General features: G+C 67.8%; 16 protein-coding genes, 1 tRNA gene and 2 rRNA genes. 8 read left to right on the top strand and 11 right to left on the bottom strand.

Annotated features, from left to right (window positions below):
- Positions 1-320: 320 nt before the first annotated feature.
- Positions 321-668 carry an H-NS family nucleoid-associated regulatory protein gene (locus tag CTJ15_RS17460; RefSeq protein WP_019460993.1) on the top strand — a complete coding sequence of 116 codons (348 nt, stop codon included), beginning with the start codon at positions 321-323 and terminating at the stop codon, positions 666-668.
- An 83-nt stretch (positions 669-751) separates the two neighbouring features.
- Here the strand turns inward: CTJ15_RS17460 and CTJ15_RS17465 are convergent, their stop codons facing one another.
- Entirely contained in the window at positions 752-2,068 is a 1,317-nt protein-coding gene (locus CTJ15_RS17465; protein ID WP_019460994.1) for a glutamate-1-semialdehyde 2,1-aminomutase, read from the bottom strand.
- Positions 2,069-2,278: 210 nt separating this feature from the next.
- Between CTJ15_RS17465 and CTJ15_RS17470 the strand changes: the two genes are divergently transcribed.
- Both CTJ15_RS17470 and CTJ15_RS17475 read left to right on the top strand, forming a co-directional pair.
- On the top strand, positions 2,279-2,608 hold the full coding sequence (locus tag CTJ15_RS17470) for a hypothetical protein (protein WP_126281909.1): 330 nt from the start codon (positions 2,279-2,281) through the stop codon (positions 2,606-2,608).
- 99 nt (positions 2,609-2,707) lie between these two features.
- Positions 2,708-3,112 carry a hypothetical protein gene (locus tag CTJ15_RS17475; RefSeq protein WP_126281910.1) on the top strand — a complete coding sequence of 135 codons (405 nt, stop codon included), beginning with the start codon at positions 2,708-2,710 and terminating at the stop codon, positions 3,110-3,112.
- Positions 3,113-3,188: 76 nt separating this feature from the next.
- On the opposite strand, the gene CTJ15_RS17480 is transcribed toward CTJ15_RS17475, so the two are convergent.
- On the bottom strand, positions 3,189-3,986 hold the full coding sequence (locus CTJ15_RS17480) for a hypothetical protein (protein WP_058389630.1): 798 nt from the start codon (positions 3,984-3,986) through the stop codon (positions 3,189-3,191).
- A gap of 311 nt (positions 3,987-4,297) precedes the next feature.
- On the opposite strand from CTJ15_RS17480, the gene CTJ15_RS17485 reads away from it, so the two are divergent.
- On the top strand, positions 4,298-5,011 hold the full coding sequence (locus CTJ15_RS17485; protein ID WP_099781768.1) for a type 1 glutamine amidotransferase domain-containing protein: 714 nt from the start codon (positions 4,298-4,300) through the stop codon (positions 5,009-5,011).
- 58 nt (positions 5,012-5,069) lie between these two features.
- On the opposite strand, the gene CTJ15_RS17490 is transcribed toward CTJ15_RS17485, so the two are convergent.
- On the bottom strand, positions 5,070-5,654 hold the full coding sequence (locus CTJ15_RS17490; protein ID WP_099781769.1) for an XRE family transcriptional regulator: 585 nt from the start codon (positions 5,652-5,654) through the stop codon (positions 5,070-5,072).
- Between the two features lie 101 nt (positions 5,655-5,755).
- Between CTJ15_RS17490 and CTJ15_RS17495 the strand changes: the two genes are divergently transcribed.
- Both CTJ15_RS17495 and CTJ15_RS17500 read left to right on the top strand, forming a co-directional pair.
- Positions 5,756-5,977 carry a hypothetical protein gene (locus CTJ15_RS17495; RefSeq protein ID WP_019461000.1) on the top strand — a complete coding sequence of 74 codons (222 nt, stop codon included), beginning with the start codon at positions 5,756-5,758 and terminating at the stop codon, positions 5,975-5,977.
- Positions 5,974-7,338 carry an LLM class flavin-dependent oxidoreductase gene (locus tag CTJ15_RS17500; protein ID WP_226945973.1) on the top strand — a complete coding sequence of 455 codons (1,365 nt, stop codon included), beginning with the start codon at positions 5,974-5,976 and terminating at the stop codon, positions 7,336-7,338. Before CTJ15_RS17495 ends, CTJ15_RS17500 begins: the two co-directional genes overlap by 4 nt.
- Positions 7,339-7,435: 97 nt before the next feature.
- Here the strand turns inward: CTJ15_RS17500 and CTJ15_RS17505 are convergent, their stop codons facing one another.
- From CTJ15_RS17505 to CTJ15_RS17525, 5 genes are all read right to left on the bottom strand, one after another.
- Positions 7,436-8,365: a 3-keto-5-aminohexanoate cleavage protein gene (locus CTJ15_RS17505; RefSeq protein ID WP_019461002.1), complete on the bottom strand. Its 930-nt coding sequence runs from the start codon at positions 8,363-8,365 to the stop codon at positions 7,436-7,438.
- A 2-nt stretch (positions 8,366-8,367) separates the two neighbouring features.
- Positions 8,368-9,288, bottom strand: coding sequence for a 3-hydroxyacyl-CoA dehydrogenase (locus tag CTJ15_RS17510; protein ID WP_099781770.1), 921 nt, complete (start codon positions 9,286-9,288; stop codon positions 8,368-8,370).
- A gap of 2 nt (positions 9,289-9,290) precedes the next feature.
- Positions 9,291-11,855, bottom strand: a complete 2,565-nt coding sequence (locus CTJ15_RS17515; protein WP_226945974.1) for a branched-chain amino acid ABC transporter ATP-binding protein/permease — start codon at positions 11,853-11,855, stop codon at positions 9,291-9,293.
- 10 nt (positions 11,856-11,865) lie between these two features.
- Positions 11,866-12,741 (bottom strand): branched-chain amino acid ABC transporter permease, encoded by an 876-nt coding sequence (locus CTJ15_RS17520; protein ID WP_019461005.1) that lies wholly within the window; start codon positions 12,739-12,741, stop codon positions 11,866-11,868.
- A 76-nt stretch (positions 12,742-12,817) separates the two neighbouring features.
- Positions 12,818-14,071 carry an ABC transporter substrate-binding protein gene (locus tag CTJ15_RS17525; protein ID WP_099781771.1) on the bottom strand — a complete coding sequence of 418 codons (1,254 nt, stop codon included), beginning with the start codon at positions 14,069-14,071 and terminating at the stop codon, positions 12,818-12,820.
- A gap of 77 nt (positions 14,072-14,148) precedes the next feature.
- On the opposite strand from CTJ15_RS17525, the gene CTJ15_RS17530 reads away from it, so the two are divergent.
- On the top strand, positions 14,149-14,868 hold the full coding sequence (locus CTJ15_RS17530; RefSeq protein WP_019461007.1) for a GntR family transcriptional regulator: 720 nt from the start codon (positions 14,149-14,151) through the stop codon (positions 14,866-14,868).
- Positions 14,869-14,899: 31 nt separating this feature from the next.
- Complete coding sequence (locus CTJ15_RS17535; RefSeq protein WP_075821960.1) at positions 14,900-15,667, top strand: SDR family oxidoreductase; 768 nt, start codon at positions 14,900-14,902, stop codon at positions 15,665-15,667.
- 232 nt (positions 15,668-15,899) lie between these two features.
- On the opposite strand, the gene CTJ15_RS17540 is transcribed toward CTJ15_RS17535, so the two are convergent.
- The 3 genes from CTJ15_RS17540 to CTJ15_RS17550 all read right to left on the bottom strand — a co-directional run bounded on the left by CTJ15_RS17540 (position 15,900) and on the right by CTJ15_RS17550 (position 19,126).
- Positions 15,900-15,976, bottom strand: a tRNA-Met gene (locus tag CTJ15_RS17540).
- A 69-nt stretch (positions 15,977-16,045) separates the two neighbouring features.
- Positions 16,046-16,160 (bottom strand): 5S ribosomal RNA (gene rrf, locus CTJ15_RS17545).
- A gap of 206 nt (positions 16,161-16,366) precedes the next feature.
- Positions 16,367-19,126 (bottom strand): 23S ribosomal RNA (locus CTJ15_RS17550).
- Positions 19,127-19,267: the final 141 nt, after the last annotated feature.

Consider the following 19,267-nt stretch of genomic DNA (forward strand, 5'->3'; position numbering starts at 1 on the left):
CGGCGGGTCCGCTGCGCTTCGTGGCGGGCCGCCGGGGGAAACCACGGGGAGGGGCGCCGGAAAGGAGACGGCCCGGATCCCGGAATCGCGTGGAAAGTTTGGTTGCCGAACGGGTGCCGCGTGATCCCCGCAACCTTTGCCTTTCGCATGAAAGGCGGAAACCCGTCTTTTGCCGGCCGGGTGGAAGCCCGTTGGAAAGCGGAAAATCATCCTGAAACCCCGGCTTTCCGGAATTTCGGATAAAGGATATTGCGCCCGGCGCGGAATTCCACATCTATGGGGGCGATTTATTCCCCTTTCTCGTTTTGAACCGAAGACAAATGGCCAACAAATCCCCGATCAACCTCGACAATCTCTCGGTTCAGGAACTCACCGCCCTGATTGCCAGCGCCGAGGAAAAGCGCCGGGAGAAACTGGCGGAGGCGAAGCGTGACCTCCTGGCCGAAATGGAGGAGAAGGCGGCGGCCCTGGGCCTATCGCTCGAAGGTCTTGTCCAGGCCGAGGCACCGGCCCGGGGCGGCCGCAAGGTCCGCCGTGCCACCGCCGGCGCGGCGGCTGCCAAGTATCGCGGCCCCAATGGCGAGGAATGGTCCGGCCGCGGCCGCCCACCCGCCTGGATCGTGATGGCGGAGTCCGAGGGCAAGAACCGGGAAGGCTTCCGGATCTGAGCCGGCCACGGGACCGGGGGTAAATTCCCCAACCCTCCGGTCGCGTTCCGCGGGCCGGCATCGCCGGCCCGGACGAGGCCGCATCAGCCGTGGTGGTTGTAGCGGCGGTAGACGATCTGCGTCGGCGGGCCGACCAGGTACTTCCCGACACCTTCCCGCAGGGCCCGCGCATAGACGGGCAGTGCGCCCTCGAAAGCCTCGATCGTGCGGTCGATGGCGTCGTCGTCATGGGCATAGCTGATCACCAGCGAAGGGCCGATGACGCCACGCCGGATCAGCTCCTGCATCAGCAGGGCGCGGAAATGCTGGGAGGCATGGCCCTCCGCGTCGCGCGTGCCGAAGACGAGGTTGCTGCCCCGCCCCTCGATCGGCACATGCTCCGCCAGCCCCAGCGCCGCCGTCCGCTCGCGCAGCGCGGCCGCCAGGCGGTCGCCCTGGCGCTGCATGGTCTCCACCACCGGTTCCTCGCGGTACACCCGCATCGTGGCTATGGCGGCGGCCAGGGCATGGGTTTCCCCGCCATGGGTGGTGGACAGCAGGAAGACCCGCTCCCCCTGGTGTTGCAGACCGCCCAGCTCCATGTAGCGGCGCTTTCCGGCCAGGGCGGAAATGGCGAAGCCATTGGCCAGCGCCTTGCCGAAAGTGCTGAGATCCGGGTCCAGCCCGTAATATTCCTGGCCGCCGCCATTCGCGAGGCGGAAGCCGTTGATCATCTCGTCCAGGATGAAAAGCGCGCCGTTCTCCTGGCACAGCGCCTGGACCGCGGGCAGATAGCCCGGCGGCGCATCGGCGTATTTGCAGCTTTCCATCAGGACGCCCGCGATCCGTCCGGGATGCGCGGCGAAGAGCGCGCGCAGGGCCTCGATATCGCCATAGGGAAAGCGCAGGCTCAGGCTGACATTCTCCGGCGGAATGCCCGCATCCATCGCCGTGGTGCCGATAAACCAGTCGTCATAGGAAAAGAAGGGGTGGTCGGCGCAGAAGGCGATCATGTCGCGCTTCGTGGCGGCCCGTGCGATCTTCACCGCGGCGGAAACGGCGGTGCTGCCGTCCTTGGTGAACTTCACCATCTCCGCGGCGGGCACCATGGACAGGAAGGCCTCGGCGCATTCCACTTCCAGCCGGTGCGGGCGGCAGAAATTGGTGCCGAGGGACAGGGCCTCCCGCACCGCTGCCAGCACGGCGGGGTGCCCGTGCCCCAGCCCCACGGAGCGCAGCCCCGGGCTGTATTCGATGTACTCGTTGCCGTCCGCGTCCCAGACATGGCAACCCTCGCCACGCTCGATGAAGCCGGGGGCCAGTTCGGGGAACTGGTCGTCGCCCTTGGCATAGGTGTGGGCCCCGCCGGGGATCACCGCATGGGCCCTGGCCTGCAAACGCCTGGATTCGGGATAGGGCATTCGTCCGCTGAGCTCCGCCGATCGGTTTGGGATTGCCAGCCGCGCCCGCTATCGTGAAACGCCCCAGCCATGGCGTCTCCCATCGGCCGGACGCCGTCGCTGGCCTTTGTTGCAACGCCACGTTCCGTCTCATTTCTTAGTGGCGGCGTTGTTTGACAGTAAGAAGTATATTGTGAATTGTGGGATAGGGTTTTCACGTTAGGGTTGTTCATGGACGATTTTTGGACAACCATCGACAGCGCCGACGACCTGCGTCTCGGTGAGGTCATGCCCGCCTGGTTCGCCGGGCGTATGATGGCGGATGACTGGCTGTTCGGCCTGCTGCTGACCACGGGCCACACCATGATCATCCGCAATATCGACGCCATCCATGTGTCGCGTACCGGGCATGTCCTGCTCGACGTGAACATGGCCACGGCGTCGGATGCGCCGCGGCTTTCCGGGCCGCTCCTCACCTCCCCGACGGAACGCGGCCGCGCGACCGTTGCCTTGGCGCAGGTGGCCGTGGCCTTCGAGCTCAAGGACGTGCCGGAGGACTGAGCGCCGGGTCCCGCCGGTCGTCTTCCGCGACACCCCTTGGAGCTACCCCCCTCCGCCCGGGAATGGTAGCCGGGGAGGGTCAGCAGGAAGGGGGTGACCATGGGTCGTCGTCAGATGAAGGGCGCCAACCGCCGGACCACGAAGCCCCGGGCGAAGTCCGTGGAAGGTCCGGTCCTGGAGCAGGAACGGCCCGGCCACTCGGCCGAGGCGGAGATCGCGCGGCTGCGGCAGGAATTGCGGGAGGCCCGCGCCACCCTGGAGCGGCTGGCGCTGACGCATGAACCCGAGGCCGCCCGGGCCGCCCTGTCCCGGCGCCTCGCGGAGCTGGAGGAGGCCCGGCAGGTCGCGCGCGGCCATGCCGTGGAAGCCGCCCTGGCGCGTTCCCGGGCCGAGGCCGACCTGCAGGCGCTGCGCAACGCCCTCTCCCGCGCACCGGGCCTGTCGGGCTGGCTCCTGCGCCGCGCCCAGCGGCGGCTGGAGGAAAAGACGCCGCACCAGGGGTGATGCGGGCGGAGCCTGCCCCGGGGACGGCCACGAAGCGCAGTGCCGAAGCCCAGGCGGCCCCGCCCCGCGTGGGCTTCTACTGCTGCGGCCCCTTTCCGGGCATGGACGGCGTGGCCGGGGCATGGCGGCTGCCGGCAGGCCGGCCACGCCGGCGATGGATCGGGATCACCTCGGCCGAACGTGGCAGGAAGTGCTCGGCGACGCGCCGGGGATCGGCCTCTCCGGCCCGCAGTTCCAGGCAGCGGCCCAGGATGTCGCGCAGGGCGCCGTTCTCCGCCGCCGCCAGCGTCTCCAGCCAGTCGGTCAGGAAGGCGTTCACCTCGGAGGACATGCCCCGGCTGCAACAGGCGGCCACGTCCTCCAGCTCGCGCGCCTCCAGCCCTTCCCGGAGGCGCCGCAGCGGCGCGATGACGCCGTGGCGGAGCAGCGCACCGAAGACACCGCCCCGATTCGCCAGCCGCTCCTCCTCCAGCGCCTTCAGCAGCGCCGATGCGGCCTGCGTATCCTCCGATTCGAGCCAGGCGCTCGCCGCCGTCAGGGCGACCTGCCAGTCCGGATCCAGCCGCAGGAAGGGGCCCCAGGTGCTGCCCGGCAGGGGGTAGCGCCCGGCATAGGCCCGCAGGGCCCGCACCGCCTCGCGCCGGCTCCACAGCGGAAGCCCGTTGGCGAGGCCGAAGGCATAGAGCTCCTCCAGGGAGGTCCGGGCGGCCCGGTCGTCATGCAGCCCGGCTCGCAGGGCCTCCCCCAGCAGCATGTCCTCGTAGCCCCGCCAGGATCGCAGGCGGCGGTCCAGCGAGGGTTCCTCCAGGAGCCGGGCGAAGCTCTCGGGTTCGGTCAGGAACAGGGGCTGCCAGGTGATATGGGGTCGTGGCATGGAATTTTTCCCCTGCGTCCGGTGCGGGCCTCGAAAGCCTGCCCGGCACTGTGCCGGCATCTGGTTGAGAAAAGGTTAACGGCACACCCCGGCGCTAAGAATCCGGCAACCATTCCGCATCCGGGCTTTCCGGCCCTCGCCGCATCCGATGGCGCCCGCGCCGCGCCTTCCCCGGCATCGCATCGCCGGGCTGCGGAACGGGGCCCGCAGGGTGAACCCTGTCCAGACAGCGGCGTTCCCGTTGGGCCCCGGCCGAGCCGGCGCTCCCTTTCCGGGGCGCCGCTGCCCGGCCGCAGAAGGAGATCCGGACGATGGCAAAGGGACAGGTGCTGGTGGTCGCGACGTCACATGGCCTCCTGGGCGACGGGCCGGAGCGCACCGGGCTGTGGCTGGAGGAACTGGCCGTGCCCTACTACGCCCTGCTGGATGCGGGCTTCGAGGTGCTCCTGGCCTCCACCGCCGGCGGCGAGATCCCCTTCGACCCGCGCAGCCTGCCGGGCGCCTCGCCCGAGCCCAATGGCATCCACGGCGCCGTGGGCCGCTTCCTGGCCGATGAGGGCGCCATGGCCCTGGCCCGCGCCTCGTCGGGGCTGGAGGACGTGGCGGAGCAGCCCCATGACGCGGTCTTCCTGCCGGGCGGTCATGGCACGATGTGGGACCTGCCGGCCAGCCGGCCGCTGGCCACGCTGGTCGGCCACGCCATGGAGGCCGGCAAGCCGGTCGCCGCCCTCTGCCACGGTCCGGCCGGGCTGGTGGCGGCGCATCGCAAGGGCACCAGCGCCCCGGTGGTGGAGGGACGGCGGGTCACAGGCTTCAGCAACCGCGAGGAAGCCGCCACGGGCCTGTCGGAGACGGTTCCCTTCCTGCTGGAGGACCGGCTGCGCTCCCTGGGCGCGCACTACGAGAGCGGCCCGGACTTCACGGGATTCGCGCTGCGCGACGGCAACCTGATCACCGGGCAGAACCCGCAATCCTCGGCGCTGGTGGTGCAGCATCTGCTTGCCGCCATGAAGGAGCGCCACTGATCCGGTCGGCATGGGTTTTCCTGGCACCAGGGCGCCCTGCCAGCCCCCATGCCCGGTATCAGCGGCGTGACAGCACGACCAGATAGCCGCAGGGCTGTTCCGAGGCGTTCTCGAAGCCGCAATCCGCCGGGGCGCCCAGCACCAGGCAGTCCCCGGCGGCGAGCCGGTGCCGCGCCGCGCCCTCGTGGAACAGCAGCTCGCCTTCCAGCACCCAGATCACGTGCTTCCAGGACAGGTAGGTGGAGGCCGGGTAGTCCACCCGCGCCCCCGCGGGCAGTTCCACCCGCACCAGCTCCGGGTCGCTGCCCGAAGGTGTGACGGCGCGGCGCAGATAGCCCGTTTCCGGGTCGCGCCAGAGCGGCTGCGCGGCGGCCCGGGACACGCGCCCGCCCCCGGCATCGCCCTCCGCCCGCGCCAGCAGGGTGGAAAGCGTCAGCCCCAGCGCCGAGGCCAGGCGCCCGAGCAGCGCGGCGGTCGGGCTGGCCTCGGCGCGTTCCACCTTGCTGATCATGGCCCGCGAGACGGCGGAACGTTCGGCCATCTCGGCGATGGACCAGCCGCGTTCCTCCCGCTCCGCCCGCAGCCGGGCGGCCAGCGAGGCCGTCAGGTCGGATGGCTCCATCTCGTCTTGTATATTGCTCATGCGTCCATCATAGTAGATAGCACACCGCCCGGTGACCAGCCGCCTCGATCCAGCCGGATGACGCAATACCCCATGGCCCATCGCCCGAAGGACGGGATCGCATGATCCCACTCGCCCCGATCGGCCACAATGGCGGTCCGCCCCTGGAGGAGCCCGATCCCGGCGCTTCGGGCCGGCTGCATCTCTGGCGCAGGGCACACAAGAAGGCCTGGAAGACGCCGCCGCGCGAGATCGCGCTGCGCCGCCTGGCCCGGGCCGAGGAGCTGGGCATGACCTACCGCGAATACACGCTCGAAATCCTAGAACGGGGCCGCTACCTGTGAGCCAAGCCAAAGCGGGGCGCCAGATCGTCCTGAATGCCTTCGACATGGCCTGTGTCGGGCATATCCAGCAGGGGATGTGGACGCATCCGCGCGACCGCTCCACGGATTATCTCAGGCTCGACCACTGGATGCGCCTCGCGCAGACGCTGGAACGCGGGCTGTTCGACGGGCTGTTCCTCGCCGATGTGCTGGGCATCTACGATGTGTATGGCCACAGCCCCGATGCGTCCCTGCGCGGCGCGGTGCAGGTGCCGCTGCTGGACCCGATGCTGCTGGTGCCGGCCATGGCCGGCGTCACGCGGCACCTGGGCTTCGGCATCACCTGCAACCTCGCCTACGAGGCGCCCTATCTCTTCGCGCGGCGCTTCTCCACGCTGGACCACCTGACGCAGGGGCGCGCGGGCTGGAACATCGTCACCGGCTATCTCGACAGCGCGGCGCGCGCCATGGGGATGGCGTCGCAGATGGCGCATGACGACCGCTATGACCTCGCCGACGAATACATGGAACTCGTCTACAAGCTGTGGGAGGGAAGTTGGGCCGACGATGCCGTGCGAGCGGACCGGGCGGCGGGCCTCTATGCCAATCCCGCCCGCGTGCGCCACGTGCGGCACGAAGGCGCGCAGTACCGGCTCGACGCCCCGCATCTGGTGGAACCCTCGCCGCAGCGCACGCCGGTGCTGTTCCAGGCCGGTGCCTCCGACCGTGGACGCCGCTTCGCCGCGCGCCATGCGGAATGCGTCTTCGTCAATGGCGGCGCGAAGCCGGCCGTGGCGCAGCTCGTCGCCGACCTGCGCGCCCGCGCGGCGGAACGGCCGCTGAAGGTGCTGGTCGGCGCCACGCTGGTGGTCGGCCGCACCGAGGCTGAGGCACGCGACCTGCTGGAGGACTACCGCCGCCATGCCAGCGTCGAGGGGGCCCTGGCCCATGCCTCGGCCTCGCTGGGCATCGACTTCGCCCGCTATGGCATGGACGAGCCGATCGAGGCCGGGCCGACCCAGGCCATCCAGTCCAATGTCGAGGCCGCGAAGCGTGCCGCCGGCCCGGTCTGGACCAAGCGCAAGCTGATCGACCAGTTCGTGCTGGGCAGCCGCCAGCCGCCCATCGTGGGTTCGGCGGAACAGGTGGCCGAGGCGCTGATCCGCTGGGTCGAGGAGACGGATGTGGACGGCTTCAACCTGTCCCGCACCGTGGTGCCGGAATGCCTGGAGGCGGTGGTGGAGCGCGTCGTGCCCGTCCTGCAGGAACGCGGCGCCTTCAAGCACGCCTACGCGCCCGGGACGTTGCGCGAGAAGCTGTTCGGCGCCGGGCCGCGCCTCGCCTCGCCGCATCCGGCGGCGGGGTATCGCTTTCCGGCATGATCCGGCGTCAACAGGAGCCAACGAACCGGGTCCAGGGCGCACAGCGTCCTGGCGGATGAGGGTATCGGGGGAAGGCGGCGCCTTCCCCCGGGGACACCTAGAACCCCACGCGGTCCCCGCCCTTGAGCGACAGGATCTCCCGCGCCTCGTCCGGCGAGGCGATCTCCAGGCCGAGGCCCTCGATGATCTGCCGCGCCAGCCGCACCTGCTCCGCGTTGCTGGTGGCGTACTTGCCCGGCCCGGCCCAGAGGCTGTCCTCCAGCCCGACGCGGACATTGCCGCCCATGGCCGCCGCCATGGCCGCGATGGGAAGCTGGTTGCGCCCGGCGCCAAGCACGGACCAGCGGTAGTTGTCGCCGAAGAGCCGGTCGGCGGTGCGCTTCATGTGCATCACGTCCTCCGGATGCGCGCCGATGCCGCCTTGCAGGCCGAAGACCGTCTGGATGAAGAGCGGCGCCTTCACCAGCCCGCGGTCGAAGAAGTATTTCAGGTTGTAGAGATGCGCGGTGTCATAGCACTCGAACTCGAAGCGCGTGTCGTTGCCGGCGCAGGTGGTCAGGATGTACTCGATCTGGCCGAAGGTGTTGCGGAAGATGATGTCCTTGTTGGCGAGGTAGCTGCGCTCCCACTCGTGCTTCAGGTCCTTGAAGCGGTCGAGCATCCCGAACAGGCCGAAATTCATCGAGCCCAGGTTCAACGAGGCGACCTCCGGCCTGAAGGTCGCGGCGGGGCGGACGCGCTCCTCGATGCTCATGGTCGGCGCGCCGCCGGTGGTCAGGTTCACCACGCAGTTCGTGCGCTGCTTGATGACCGGCAGGAACTTCGCGAAGGCCTCCGGCGTCTGGTCCGGCTCCCCGGTCTCAGGGTTGCGGGCATGCAGGTGGACGATGGCGGCCCCGGCCTCTGCGGCGCCGACCGCCGCCTCGGCGATCTCCTCTGGCGTGACCGGCAGGTGCGGCGACATGCTCGGCGTGTGGATCGCGCCCGTGACGGCGCAGGTGATGATGACCTTGCGCTTGGTGGCCATGCTCAGCGTCTCTCCTGTTCCTGCTTGTGCGCCCGCAAGGCGGCGAGGCGTGCGTCGCGCCACTGCATCCGCTCCGGCAGGTCGTCACGTCGCGGCCATTGCCGCATGATCTCGGCGGTCCTCGCCTCGCCGAAGACCTCCGGCGGTGCCGGATCGGCGGCGAGGCGGCGGTAGAAGCCGGTGTAGCGGGCGCAGTAGTCGGGAATGCCGCCCGGCGCGTTCAGCTCGATGGTCGCGAAGGGGCCGAGGAAGCTCCAGCGCAGGCCGAGCCCGTCCGCCACCGTGCGGTCCAGGTCCTCGGGGGTGACATAGCCTTCCTCGACCAGCCGGAAGGCCTCGGCCAGCAGCGCACCCTGGAGCCGGTTGAGCACGAAGCCCTCGATCTCCTTCAGCACCGTGACCGGCACCTGCCCGATGGAATCGTAGATCTCCCGCGCCCGCGTCACCACGGCGGGATCGGTCCATTCGGCGCCGGAAATCTCCACCACCGGCACGAGGTGCGGCGGGTTCACCGGATGCCCGATCAGGCAGCGCGGCCGCCCCGGCAGGTCGTCGGTGAAGAGCGAGCAGCGGATGGCGGAGGAGGAGGAGGCGATGATGGCCCCACGCGGCGCCAGGGCGTCGAGCTCGCGGAACAGCGCCCGCTTCACCTCCAGCACCTCCGGCCCGTTCTCCTGCACGAAATCCACGCCGTCGAGTGCGGCGGCGAGATCGCGGGCCGCCTGGATGCGGGCGGCGGCGCCCTCCGGGTCCTGGCAGAGCCCGTGCTCCGCCAAGTTGCGCAGCCCTTCGGCGCAGAGGGCGCGGGCCTTGTCCGCCACCCCCTCCACCGGGTCCCAGAGCCGGACCTCCCAGCCCGCCCGGGCGAAGATCATTCCCCAGGCGCGGCCGATCAGCCCGCTCCCCGCGATGCAGACACGCATGCTCACAGCCACAGCACCTTCCGTCGCAGTTCCTCGTCCTCGCGCAGCAGCCGGGATTCGCCGAGCCACTGCACCGCGCCGCGTTCCAGCGCCACGGTCCGGTCCGACAGGGCCAGAGCGAGGTCGAGATGATGGTCCACGATGATGATCGAGACTTCCTGGCGCAGCCGGTCGAAGCACTCGAACAGCTCCTCCGTCACCGCCGGGGAAAGCCCTTCGAAGGGCTCGTCCAGCAGCAGCAGCCGCGTGTCGCCGGACAGCGCCCGGGCCACCGCCACCATCTGCTGCTCGCCGCCCGAAAGGCGGTCCGCCGCGACGTTCCAGCGTTCGCGCAGCCGGGGGAAGAATTCGAGCACGCGCTCCTCCTCCCAGTGCACGCCCGCGCCGGTCAGGCGCTTCAGGCGCCCGAGGCCCAGATTCTCGCCCACGGTCATGCCGGCGAAGAGGCCGCGCCCCTGCGGCACGAAGCCCATGCCGCGCCGGGCGATCCGGTCCGGCGACAGGCCCGCGATCTCGTCGCCGCCCAGCACGATCCGGCCGGAGGCCGGGCGCGCCGTGCCGATCAGCGTCTTGAGCAGCGTGGACTTGCCCGCGCCGTTGCGGCCGAGCAGCGCGACGATCTCCCCCTGCCGCACCGTCAGCGACACGTCGTTCAGGATGTGCGACTTGCCGTAGAAGGTATTGACCTTCTCCATCACCAGCAGGTCACGTTCCGTCGCGGCGCTGACACGCGGCTTCGCGGCCACGGCATCGGCGCCGGAGCCGAGATAGACCGCCTGCACCCGCGCATCGTCGCGCGCCTGCTCCACCGTGCCGTCCACCAGCACGGCGCCGTCGGCCATCACCGTCACCCGGTCCGCCATGCGGAAGACACGGTCGATGTCGTGCTCCACCAGCAGCACGGGGATGTCGGCGGAAAGCGACTTGATCAGGTCGCCCACGCGCTCCCGCTCCGCCGCGGCGAGGCCAGCCAGCGGCTCGTCCAGCAGCAGGATGCGCGGCTTCGTGGCCAGGGCCAGCCCCATGTCGAGCAGACGCTGCCCGCCATAGGAGAGGCTGCCGGCCTCCGCCCGCTCCACGCCGGACAGGCCGGTCCAGCGCAGCAGCTCCTCCGTGTCCTGGCGCAGCTCGGGGATGGCCTCCGCGTCGCGCCAGCCGTTGAAGCGCGCGGGGTGCCGCGCCTGCACGGCGAGGCGGATGTTCTCCTCCACCGACAGGCCGGGGAAGAGGTTGGTGATCTGGAAGCTGCGGCCCAGCCCGGCCCGGGTGATGGCATGCGGCTCCATGCCGTCCACCCGCTGCCCGTCCAGCATCACCCGCCCCTCGTCCAGCGGGAACATGCCGGAAAGCAGGTTGAAGGCCGTGGTCTTGCCCGCGCCGTTCGGGCCGATCAGCGCGTGCAGGCGCCGGTCCTCCACGGCGAAGGACACGCCCTGCACCGCTTTCACCGGGCCGAAGCTCTTGCGCATCGCCTCGGCGGACAGCACCGGCCCCGCCGTGCCGCCTTCGCGGATGAAGCGGGCAGGAATGCGGCCGCTTGCCCCGGCGCGGCGGGCGGACATGGCGGCGCCCTCCGTGGCCTCGCGCCGGAAGGGCTTCAGCAGGCGCTTGCCGATGCCCACCAGCCCGTCCGGCGAGAAGAGGATGAAGCCGACGAAGAGCAGGCCGAAGATCAGCAGCCAGTTCGCCGTGTAGATGCTCAGGAACTCGCGAAACAGGATGTAGAAGAGCGCGCCGATGGCCGGCCCCAGAAAGGAACGCATGCCACCGATCACCACCATGGCCAGCAGCTCGCCCGAGAAGGCGATGGCGATGGGATCGGCCGAGGCAAAGCGGTGGTTGTAGACGCTGAGAACCCCGGCCAGGCCGGTGATCGTGGCCGAGACAGCGAAAGCCACCAGCTTATAGCGGTTGGTGCCGTAGCCGATGAAGCCAGCGCGCTGCTCGTTCTCGCGGATCGCCACCAGCACCGTGCCGAGCGGCGCGCGGCGCAGGCGCCAGAGGCCGATCAGGACGGCGAAGGCGACCACCGCGACGACGGCGTAATAGGCATAGGGATTGTCCAGCGCCGCATAGCGCCGCACGTTGCCGAGCCCGTTCTCGCCGCCGGTCAGGTCGGTCCATCGGAAGGCGATGGCGAAGAGCATCGCCGTGAAGGCCAGCGTCAACAGCGAGAAGTACACGCCGCGCCGCCGCAGGATCAGCGCCCCCGCGACCAGCGAGGCCGCGGCCACGATAACCAGCGCGCCCAGGCCCGGCAGCAGCATGTCCGTGGGCAGGAAATGCCGTTGCAGCAGCGCGGCGGCATAGGCGCCGATGCCAAACCAGGCGCCATGGCCGAAGGAGACCAGCCCGGTCCAGCCGACCAGGATGTTCAGCCCCATCACGGCGATGGCGAAGACCACCACATCCGTGGCGGTGGTCATGGTGAGGCCGATCGCTTCCATCAGGAAGGGCAGAGCCACCAGCATGGCGCCCGCCGCCAGCAGTTGCGCCAGCGGACCGGAGGCGCCGGGGCGGCGCACGGTTTCCGGCGGATTCAGGGTGGAGGATGTGTCGAGGGGCATCACGGGGACCTCACTCGAAGCGCTGGATGCGCTCGCCCAGCAGGCCGCGCGGGCGGAGCAGCAGGACAAGGACCATCAGCAGATAGACGGAGGCCTCGGTGGCCGGAGGAAAGTAGTAGGCGGCGAGGCCGCGCACGACGCCGACGATGAGCGCCGCCACCACGACGCCCCAGAAGGAGCCGAGGCCGCCGATCACCACCACGACGAAGGCAAAGGTCAGGATCTCCGCGCCCATGGTCGGCGTCACGCCGGTCACCGGCGCCATCATGGTCCCCGCCAGGGCGGCGAGCCCGACCGCGATCATCACCACCGCGGTCATGTAGGGCTTCAGCGAGATGCCCAGCGCCGCGACCATGTCCGGGTTCTGCACCCCCGCCCGCACCACGCGGCCGAAGGGCGTGCGCGTCAGCAGCAGCCAGAGCCCCGCGACGCAGAGCACGGCGACGCCCAGGATGATCAGCCGGTACTTGGAATAGATGAAGTCGCCGATGAAGACCTGCCCGCGCAGCCAGAGCGGGATCGAGAAGGGCAACGGCGCGGCGCCGAAGACCATGCGCAGCGCCTGTTCCGCCACCATGGCCAGGCCGAAGGTCAGCAGCAGGCTCAGGATCGGGTCGCCGCGGTAGAAGCGGCGGAGCATGAAGCGTTCCACCAGCAGGCCGAGCAGCGCCACCGCCACGGGCGAGACCACCAGCGCGCCGCCGAAGCCGATGGTGGGCGTCAGCGCCACGGCCAGATAGGCGCCGATGGCGTAGAAGGCGCCGTGCGCGAGGTTGACGATGCCGCCCAGGCTGAAGATCAGTGACAGGCCGAGGGCGATGAGCAGGTAATAGGCGCCGATCAGCAGGCCGTTGAGGACCTGCTCCAGCACGAAGACGAGTTCCATGGTCCGTGCTTCCCCAGATGGTCACGCGGGATGCCGCGCCGGCCCGGGTCGGGGCGGGCGCGGCCTGTGACGGCGCTCAGGCCGGGAAGGAGCAGGCGTTCTCCGCCCGATTGGTGGCGATGCTTTCCAGGCTCTCGTCGGGCTTGGGGAAGCTGCCATCCGGCTTGAAGATGTTGTATTGGTTCTTCACCTGATCCGGCGGCAGCGCGGTGATGGCGTACATCTCCATCATCAACTGGTGATCCCAGGCGCGGAAATAGCCTTCGCGGCTCTTGGAGATGTCGAACTTCGCGCCTTTCTCCAGATGCTCGACCACCTTGGCGGGCTCGATGGACTTCAGCTCGTTCATCGACTGCGCGATGACCTTCATCGCCGTGTAGTCGCTCCAGCCCTGGTTCTCCGGCGGCTTCTTCCACTTGGCGCGATAGGCATCGGCGAACTTCCGGGCGGAGGGCGCCTCCAGCATGTGGTGCCAGACCACCGGCCAGGTGCCGAGGAAGTTGCCCTGCCCGGCGCCCCAGGCCAGCGCGATGTCGAAGCCGAAGCCCGCGACCGGATAGCTCAGCCCGAACTCACTGTACTGCTTCAGGAAGTTCGTGACCTGCGCACCGGCCAAGTTGCCGATCACCACATCCGGCCGCGCCTGCCGGATCTTCAGCAGGAAGGGCGAGAAGTCGGTCAGCTCGGTCGGCACGAGGTCCTCGCCCGCCGCCGTGGCGCCGTTCTCGCCGAGGAACTTCCTGGCGACGCGCAGCAGGTCATGGCCGAAGGCATAGTCGGCGGTCAGGGCGTAGTACTTCTTTCCCTTCACCAGCCCCTGCTGGAGGATCGCGTTGCCCGCGGTCCGCACCATCATCGTGTTCTGCGATTCGGTGTGGAACATGAAGCGCTGGCAGTCGGAGCCGCGCAGCGCGTCGGAATTGGCGCCGGTGTTGATGAACAGCACCTTCTCCCGCTGCACCACCTGCCCGATGGCCAGCGCCGAGGCGGAATTGATCTCGCCCACGATGCAGGCGACCTTGTCGCGCTGCGTCAGCCGCTCGGCCTTGGCCGATGCGGTCTGCGGGTTGACGCTGTCCTCGTACAGAACCTCGACCTTGCGGCCGTTGATGCCGCCGCCGGCATTGATCTCCTCGGTGGCGAGCTGCACCGCCTGCACCGCGAATTCGCCGAGCGGTCCCAGGAAGCCGGTGCGCGGCGTCAGGTGCCCGATGCGGATGACATCCGGCTGGCCCTGCGACAGGGCCGGGCGGGCCAGGGTGACAGGGAGGAGCGTCGCCGCGCCGGCCATGAGCAGGCCACGACGTGGGAGGAGCACGTTCTTGGACATTGTCTTTTCCCTCAACAGGGCTCTGCGGCCCTTGTTGTGATCTGTGATCACAGTTAGCTTGCCGAAAGCATCAGCCCTTGTCCAGTCTCTCCTTCATGACCTCCGCCGCGGTTCTTGCCGACCTTTCCCCCCTCGCCCGGCGCACCCTGGGCGAGACCGTCTATGCCGCGCTCTCGGAACTCCTGGCCTCGGGCCAGCTTGGTCCCGGCGAAAGGCTGTCTCTGCGCGACAGCGCCGCAGCGCTCGGCGTCTCGGTGATGCCGGTGCGGGAGGCGGTGAACCGGCTGGTGGCGGAGCAGGCGCTGGAGGTCACGCCGGGCCGCGCCATCCGGGTGCCGCTGATGAGCCGGAGCGAGTTCGAGGCCCTGGCCGAGACGCGGATGGCCGTGGAGGGCCTGGCCGCCGCCCGCGCCGCCAAGCATCGCAGCGCCGAGGCCCTGGCCGCGATCCGCATGGCGGAGAGCGCCTTCCGCCTGATGGCGGAGGAAGCCGAGCCGGACCGCGTGCGCCTCGTCGCGCTGAACCGTGACGTACACTTCACCATCTATCGTGCCGCCTCGCTGCTGCCGCTGCAGGAGATCATCGCGCGGCTCTGGCTGAAGGCCGGGCCGGTGCTGAACCTCGACCTACGGGAACATCCCGAGCGGGTGCGCCAGGGCTCGGCGCTGCGGCGCCATGCCGAGGCACTGGCGGCAATCGAGTCGGGCGATGCCGCGGGCGCGAGAGCCGCCATCGCGGCCGATATCCGCGACGCGGCGGATTTCATCATCGCGCATGGCCGCCTGCCGGAAGGCTAGCGTCCGGCGCCGGATAGGGAGGAAGAGGAGAATGGACCTGGGCATGACCGGGCTGCGCGTGCTGGTGACGGCGGGTGCTGCGGGTATCGGGCGCAGCATCGTGGAGGCCTTTGCCGAGGAAGGTGCGCGCGTCTTCACCTGCGACGTGGATGCGACGGGACTCGCCACCCTGCCCGTGGGCGTTGGGCATCAGGTCACGGATGTGGCCGACCGCGCACAGGTGGCCTCACTCTTCGACTCGGCCATCGCGGCACTCGGCGGGCTGGACGTGCTGGTGAACAATGCCGGCATCGCAGGCCCGACCGGCGCCGTGGAGGAGATCCACCCGGAAGACTGGGACCGCTGCATCGAGGTCTGCCTGACCAGCCAGTTCAACTGCGCCCGGCTGGCCGTCCCGCATCTGCGCAAGAGCGGCAACGCCTCGATCGTCAACCTGTCCTCGGCCGCGGGCAAGTTCGGCTTCGGCTTCCGCAGCCCCTATGCGGCGGCGAAATGGGGCGTCATCGGCTTCACCAGATCGCTCGCCATCGAGCTCGGCGAGGCCGGCATCCGCGTCAACGCCATCCTGCCCGGCCTCGTCGCCGGCGACCGGCAACGCCGCGTGCTGGAGGCCAAGGCACAGCAGCGCGGCATCGGTTTCGCAGAGATGGAGCGGATCGCCTTCTCCTACACCTCGATCAAGGACTACGTGACACCGCGCCAGCTCGCAGACCAGATCCTGTTCCTCTGCAGCCGCCGCGGCGCCACCATTTCCGGACAGGCTATCTCCGTGGATGGCGATACGCGCATGCTGACCTGATGTTCAGGCGTCGCTCTGTTGGCGGTCCGGGGAAAAAGTGCTGCCAGCCGTTGGTCCTCAAGCCCGGGACTTGCGGCCTGGCCCTCGGGGACAGACGGAAACGCGGGGTTGCCGAAAAAAGAAGGTACGGCGCCCCTGTGGTTGGGGCTGGAACACGGCATACTTCTTTTGTCCACGCTGCTGGGTGCGCGTACGGGGGTATGTTGCGTGCTTGTGTGTGGGGGGGGGTGTTTGGATGCGGGGACAGGATTTGAACCTGTGACCTTCAGGTTATGAGCCTGACGAGCTACCGGGCTGCTCCACCCCGCGCTGGGTGATGGTGTGATGGTGACGTGGGCGGCGATCGGGTCGGGGGGTGTGGGAGGTTCCCATCGGGCGGCCTGGCGGCGACCGACTCTCCCGCGTCTTGAGACGCAGTACCATGGGCGCTGAGGCGTTTCACGGCCGAGTTCGGGATGGGATCGGGTGTGGCAGCCTCGCTAGGGCCACCAGGCCACCGGATGGGAACCTTGGATTTGTATGTACCGACCTGATGCTGTTGGGTGATGGGAGGATCTGTGCCGGGCGGCCCTGTTGTGTGTGGGCATGCGGCGCTGGGAGGGCGATGTGTGTTCGGGTGTGATGTGTGTGTGTGTGTGAGCGGGTGCGCTTTGGTGCTGCGCGCGGTGTCCCTTGTTGGGGGACTGCGGCGGCGGGGGAGTGATGGAGTTCGATCGGGCGATTAGGACCGCTCGGCTGCATGCATTGCTGCACTTCCACCTGCGGCCTATCGACGTGGTGGTCTTCCACGGCCCTTGGGGAGACCTGGTTTTGAGGCTGGTTTCCCGCTTAGATGCCTTCAGCGGTTATCCGTTCCGTACTTAGCTACCCGGCGATGCTCCTGGCGGAACAACCGGTGCACCAGAGGTACGTCCATCCCGGTCCTCTCGTACTAGGGACAGATCCTCGCAAGTCTCCAACACCCATGGCAGATAGGGACCGAACTGTCTCACGACGTTCTAAACCCAGCTCACGTACCGCTTTAATCGGCGAACAGCCGAACCCTTGGGACCTGCTCCAGCCCCGGGATGCGATGAGCCGACATCGAGGTGCCAAACCTCCCCGTCGATGTGGACTCTTGGGGGAGATCAGCCTGTTATCCCTAGAGTACCTTTTATCCGTTGAGCGATGGCCCTTCCACGCGGGACCACCGGATCACTAAGGCCGACTTTCGTCTCTGCTCGCGCTGTCGCGCTCGCAGTCAGGCGGGCTTATGCCTTTGCACTCAACAGCCGATGTCCGACCGGCCTGAGCCCACCATCGCGCGCCTCCGTTACACTTTGGGAGGCGACCGCCCCAGTCAAACTGCCCACCACGCAGGGTCCTGGCCCGGGCTGACCGGGCTCAGTGAGATGCCAGAAAGAAACAGGGTGGTATTTCAAGGTTGCCTCCACCTGAGCTAGCGCCCGGGTTTCGATGGCTCCCACCTATCCTACACAGTTCCTTCCTGGCACCACTGCGAAGCTGCAGTAAAGGTTCATAGGGTCTTTCCGTCTGACCACGGGTACCCCGCATCTTCACGGGGAATTCAATTTCGCTGAGTCTATGCTGGAGACAGTGGGGAAGTCGTTACACCATTCGTGCAGGTCGGAACTTACCCGACAAGGAATTTCGCTACCTTAGGACCGTTATAGTTACGGCCGCCGTTTACCGGGGCTTCGGTTCGATGCTTGCACATCTCCCCTTGACCTTCCGGCACCGGGCAGGTGTCAGACCCTATACGTCATCTCTCGATTTCGCAGAGCCCTGTGTTTTTACTAAACAGTCGCTACCCCCTGGTCTGTGCCACCCCACCTTGCTTGCGCAAGAAGGGGTCTCGCTTATCCCGAAGTTACGCGAGTAATTTGCCTAGTTCCTTCAGCATAGTTCTCTCAAGCGCCTCGGTATTCTCAACCAGTCCACCTGTGTCGGTTTCGGGTACGGTCTTTATCGACAGCGCTGTTTCCTGGGCTGCTCTGGCTGCCGCCCCAATCCGATAAGGGGCAACAACGCTTTGCAGCCGTCACGTCTGTCAGGCCCAGGAATATTCACCTGGTTCCCATCGACTACGGCTTTCGCCCTCGCCTTAGGGGCCGGCTCACCCTGCGCGGATTGACCTTGCGCAGGAACCCTTGGACTTTCGGCGACAGGGGTTCTCACCCTGTTTATCGCTACTCATGTCCGCATTCGCACTTCCGATACCTCCAGCAGCCCTCACGGGTCTGCCTTCGCAGGCCTACGGAACGCTCCGCTACCACGCATGCTTGCGCATGCATCCACAGCTTCGGCACGTGGCTTGAGCCCCGTTACATTTTCGCCGCAAGACAGCTATTAGACCAGTGAGCTATTACGCTTTCTTTAAAGGATGGCTGCTTCTAAGCCAACCTCCTGGTTGTTTTGGCCGTCTCACATGCTTTCCCACTTAGCCACGATTTGGGGGCCTTAGCTGGTGGTCTGGGCTGTTTCCCTCTCGACAATGGACCTTAGCACCCACTGTCTGTCTGCCGTCCTGTACTCTTCGGCATTCGGAGTTCGGTAGGGTTTGGTAGGGCTTTGGGCCCCCCTAGCCCTTCCGGTGCTCTACCTCCGAAGGTAATCGGACGACGATCTACCTCAATAGATTTCGCGGAGAACCAGCTATTTCCGAGTTTGATTGGCCTTTCACCCCTAGCCACAGCTCATCCCCGACTTTTTCAACAGGCGTGGGTTCGGCCCTCCAGTGGGTGTTACCCCACCTTCAGCCTGGCCATGGCTAGATCACTCGGTTTCGGGTCTTCTGCCGGCAACTCAAGCGCCCTTATCAGACTCGCTTTCGCTGCGCCTACACCTCTCGGCTTAAGCTTGCTGCCAACAGAAACTCGCGGACCCATTATACAAAAGGTACGCCGTCACACCTCCCATGATTGAACATTGGGGTGCTCCGACTGCTTGTAGGCGCTCGGTTTCAGGTCTCTTTCACTCCCCTCGTCGGGGTGCTTTTCACCTTTCCCTCACGGTACTTGTGCACTATCGGTCGCCAAGGAGTATTTAGGCTTGGAGGGTGGTCCCCCCACGTTCAGACAGGGTTTCACGTGCCCCGCCCTACTCGAGGATCCTGCAAGACACTACGCCTACGGGGCTATCACCCGCTCTGGCCGGCCTTTCGAGACCGTTCGGCTTCTTCTTGCACAATCACTGGCCTGCTCCGCTTTCGCTCGCCACTACTCGCGGAATCTCTGTTGATGTCTTTTCCTCCGGGTACTGAGATGTTTCAGTTCCCCGGGTTTGCCTCCGGCACCTATGAATTCAGTGCAGGATCTCCCATACGGGAGGGGTTTCCCCATTCGGACATCCGCGGATCAACGATCGCTCGCATCTCCCCGCGGCTTTTCGCAGCGTGCCACGTCCTTCATCGCCTCTTGGCGCCAAGGCATCCACCGAACGCCCTTCTGTCACTCTATCTCTCTCCCGCCGCCGCCCGCGCGCAGAACCAAGGCGCACCGGTCAGGCAGCGAGCGTGTCACCGAGGCACTCGCTCAGTCACTCACACTCATTCACTCGATAACTTGCTCTCTCAGGCACGTCGCCTTCCAGACAGTCCGT

Source organism: Roseomonas sp. FDAARGOS_362 (assembly GCF_002754815.1).
Lineage (GTDB): Bacteria > Pseudomonadota > Alphaproteobacteria > Acetobacterales > Acetobacteraceae > Roseomonas > Roseomonas mucosa.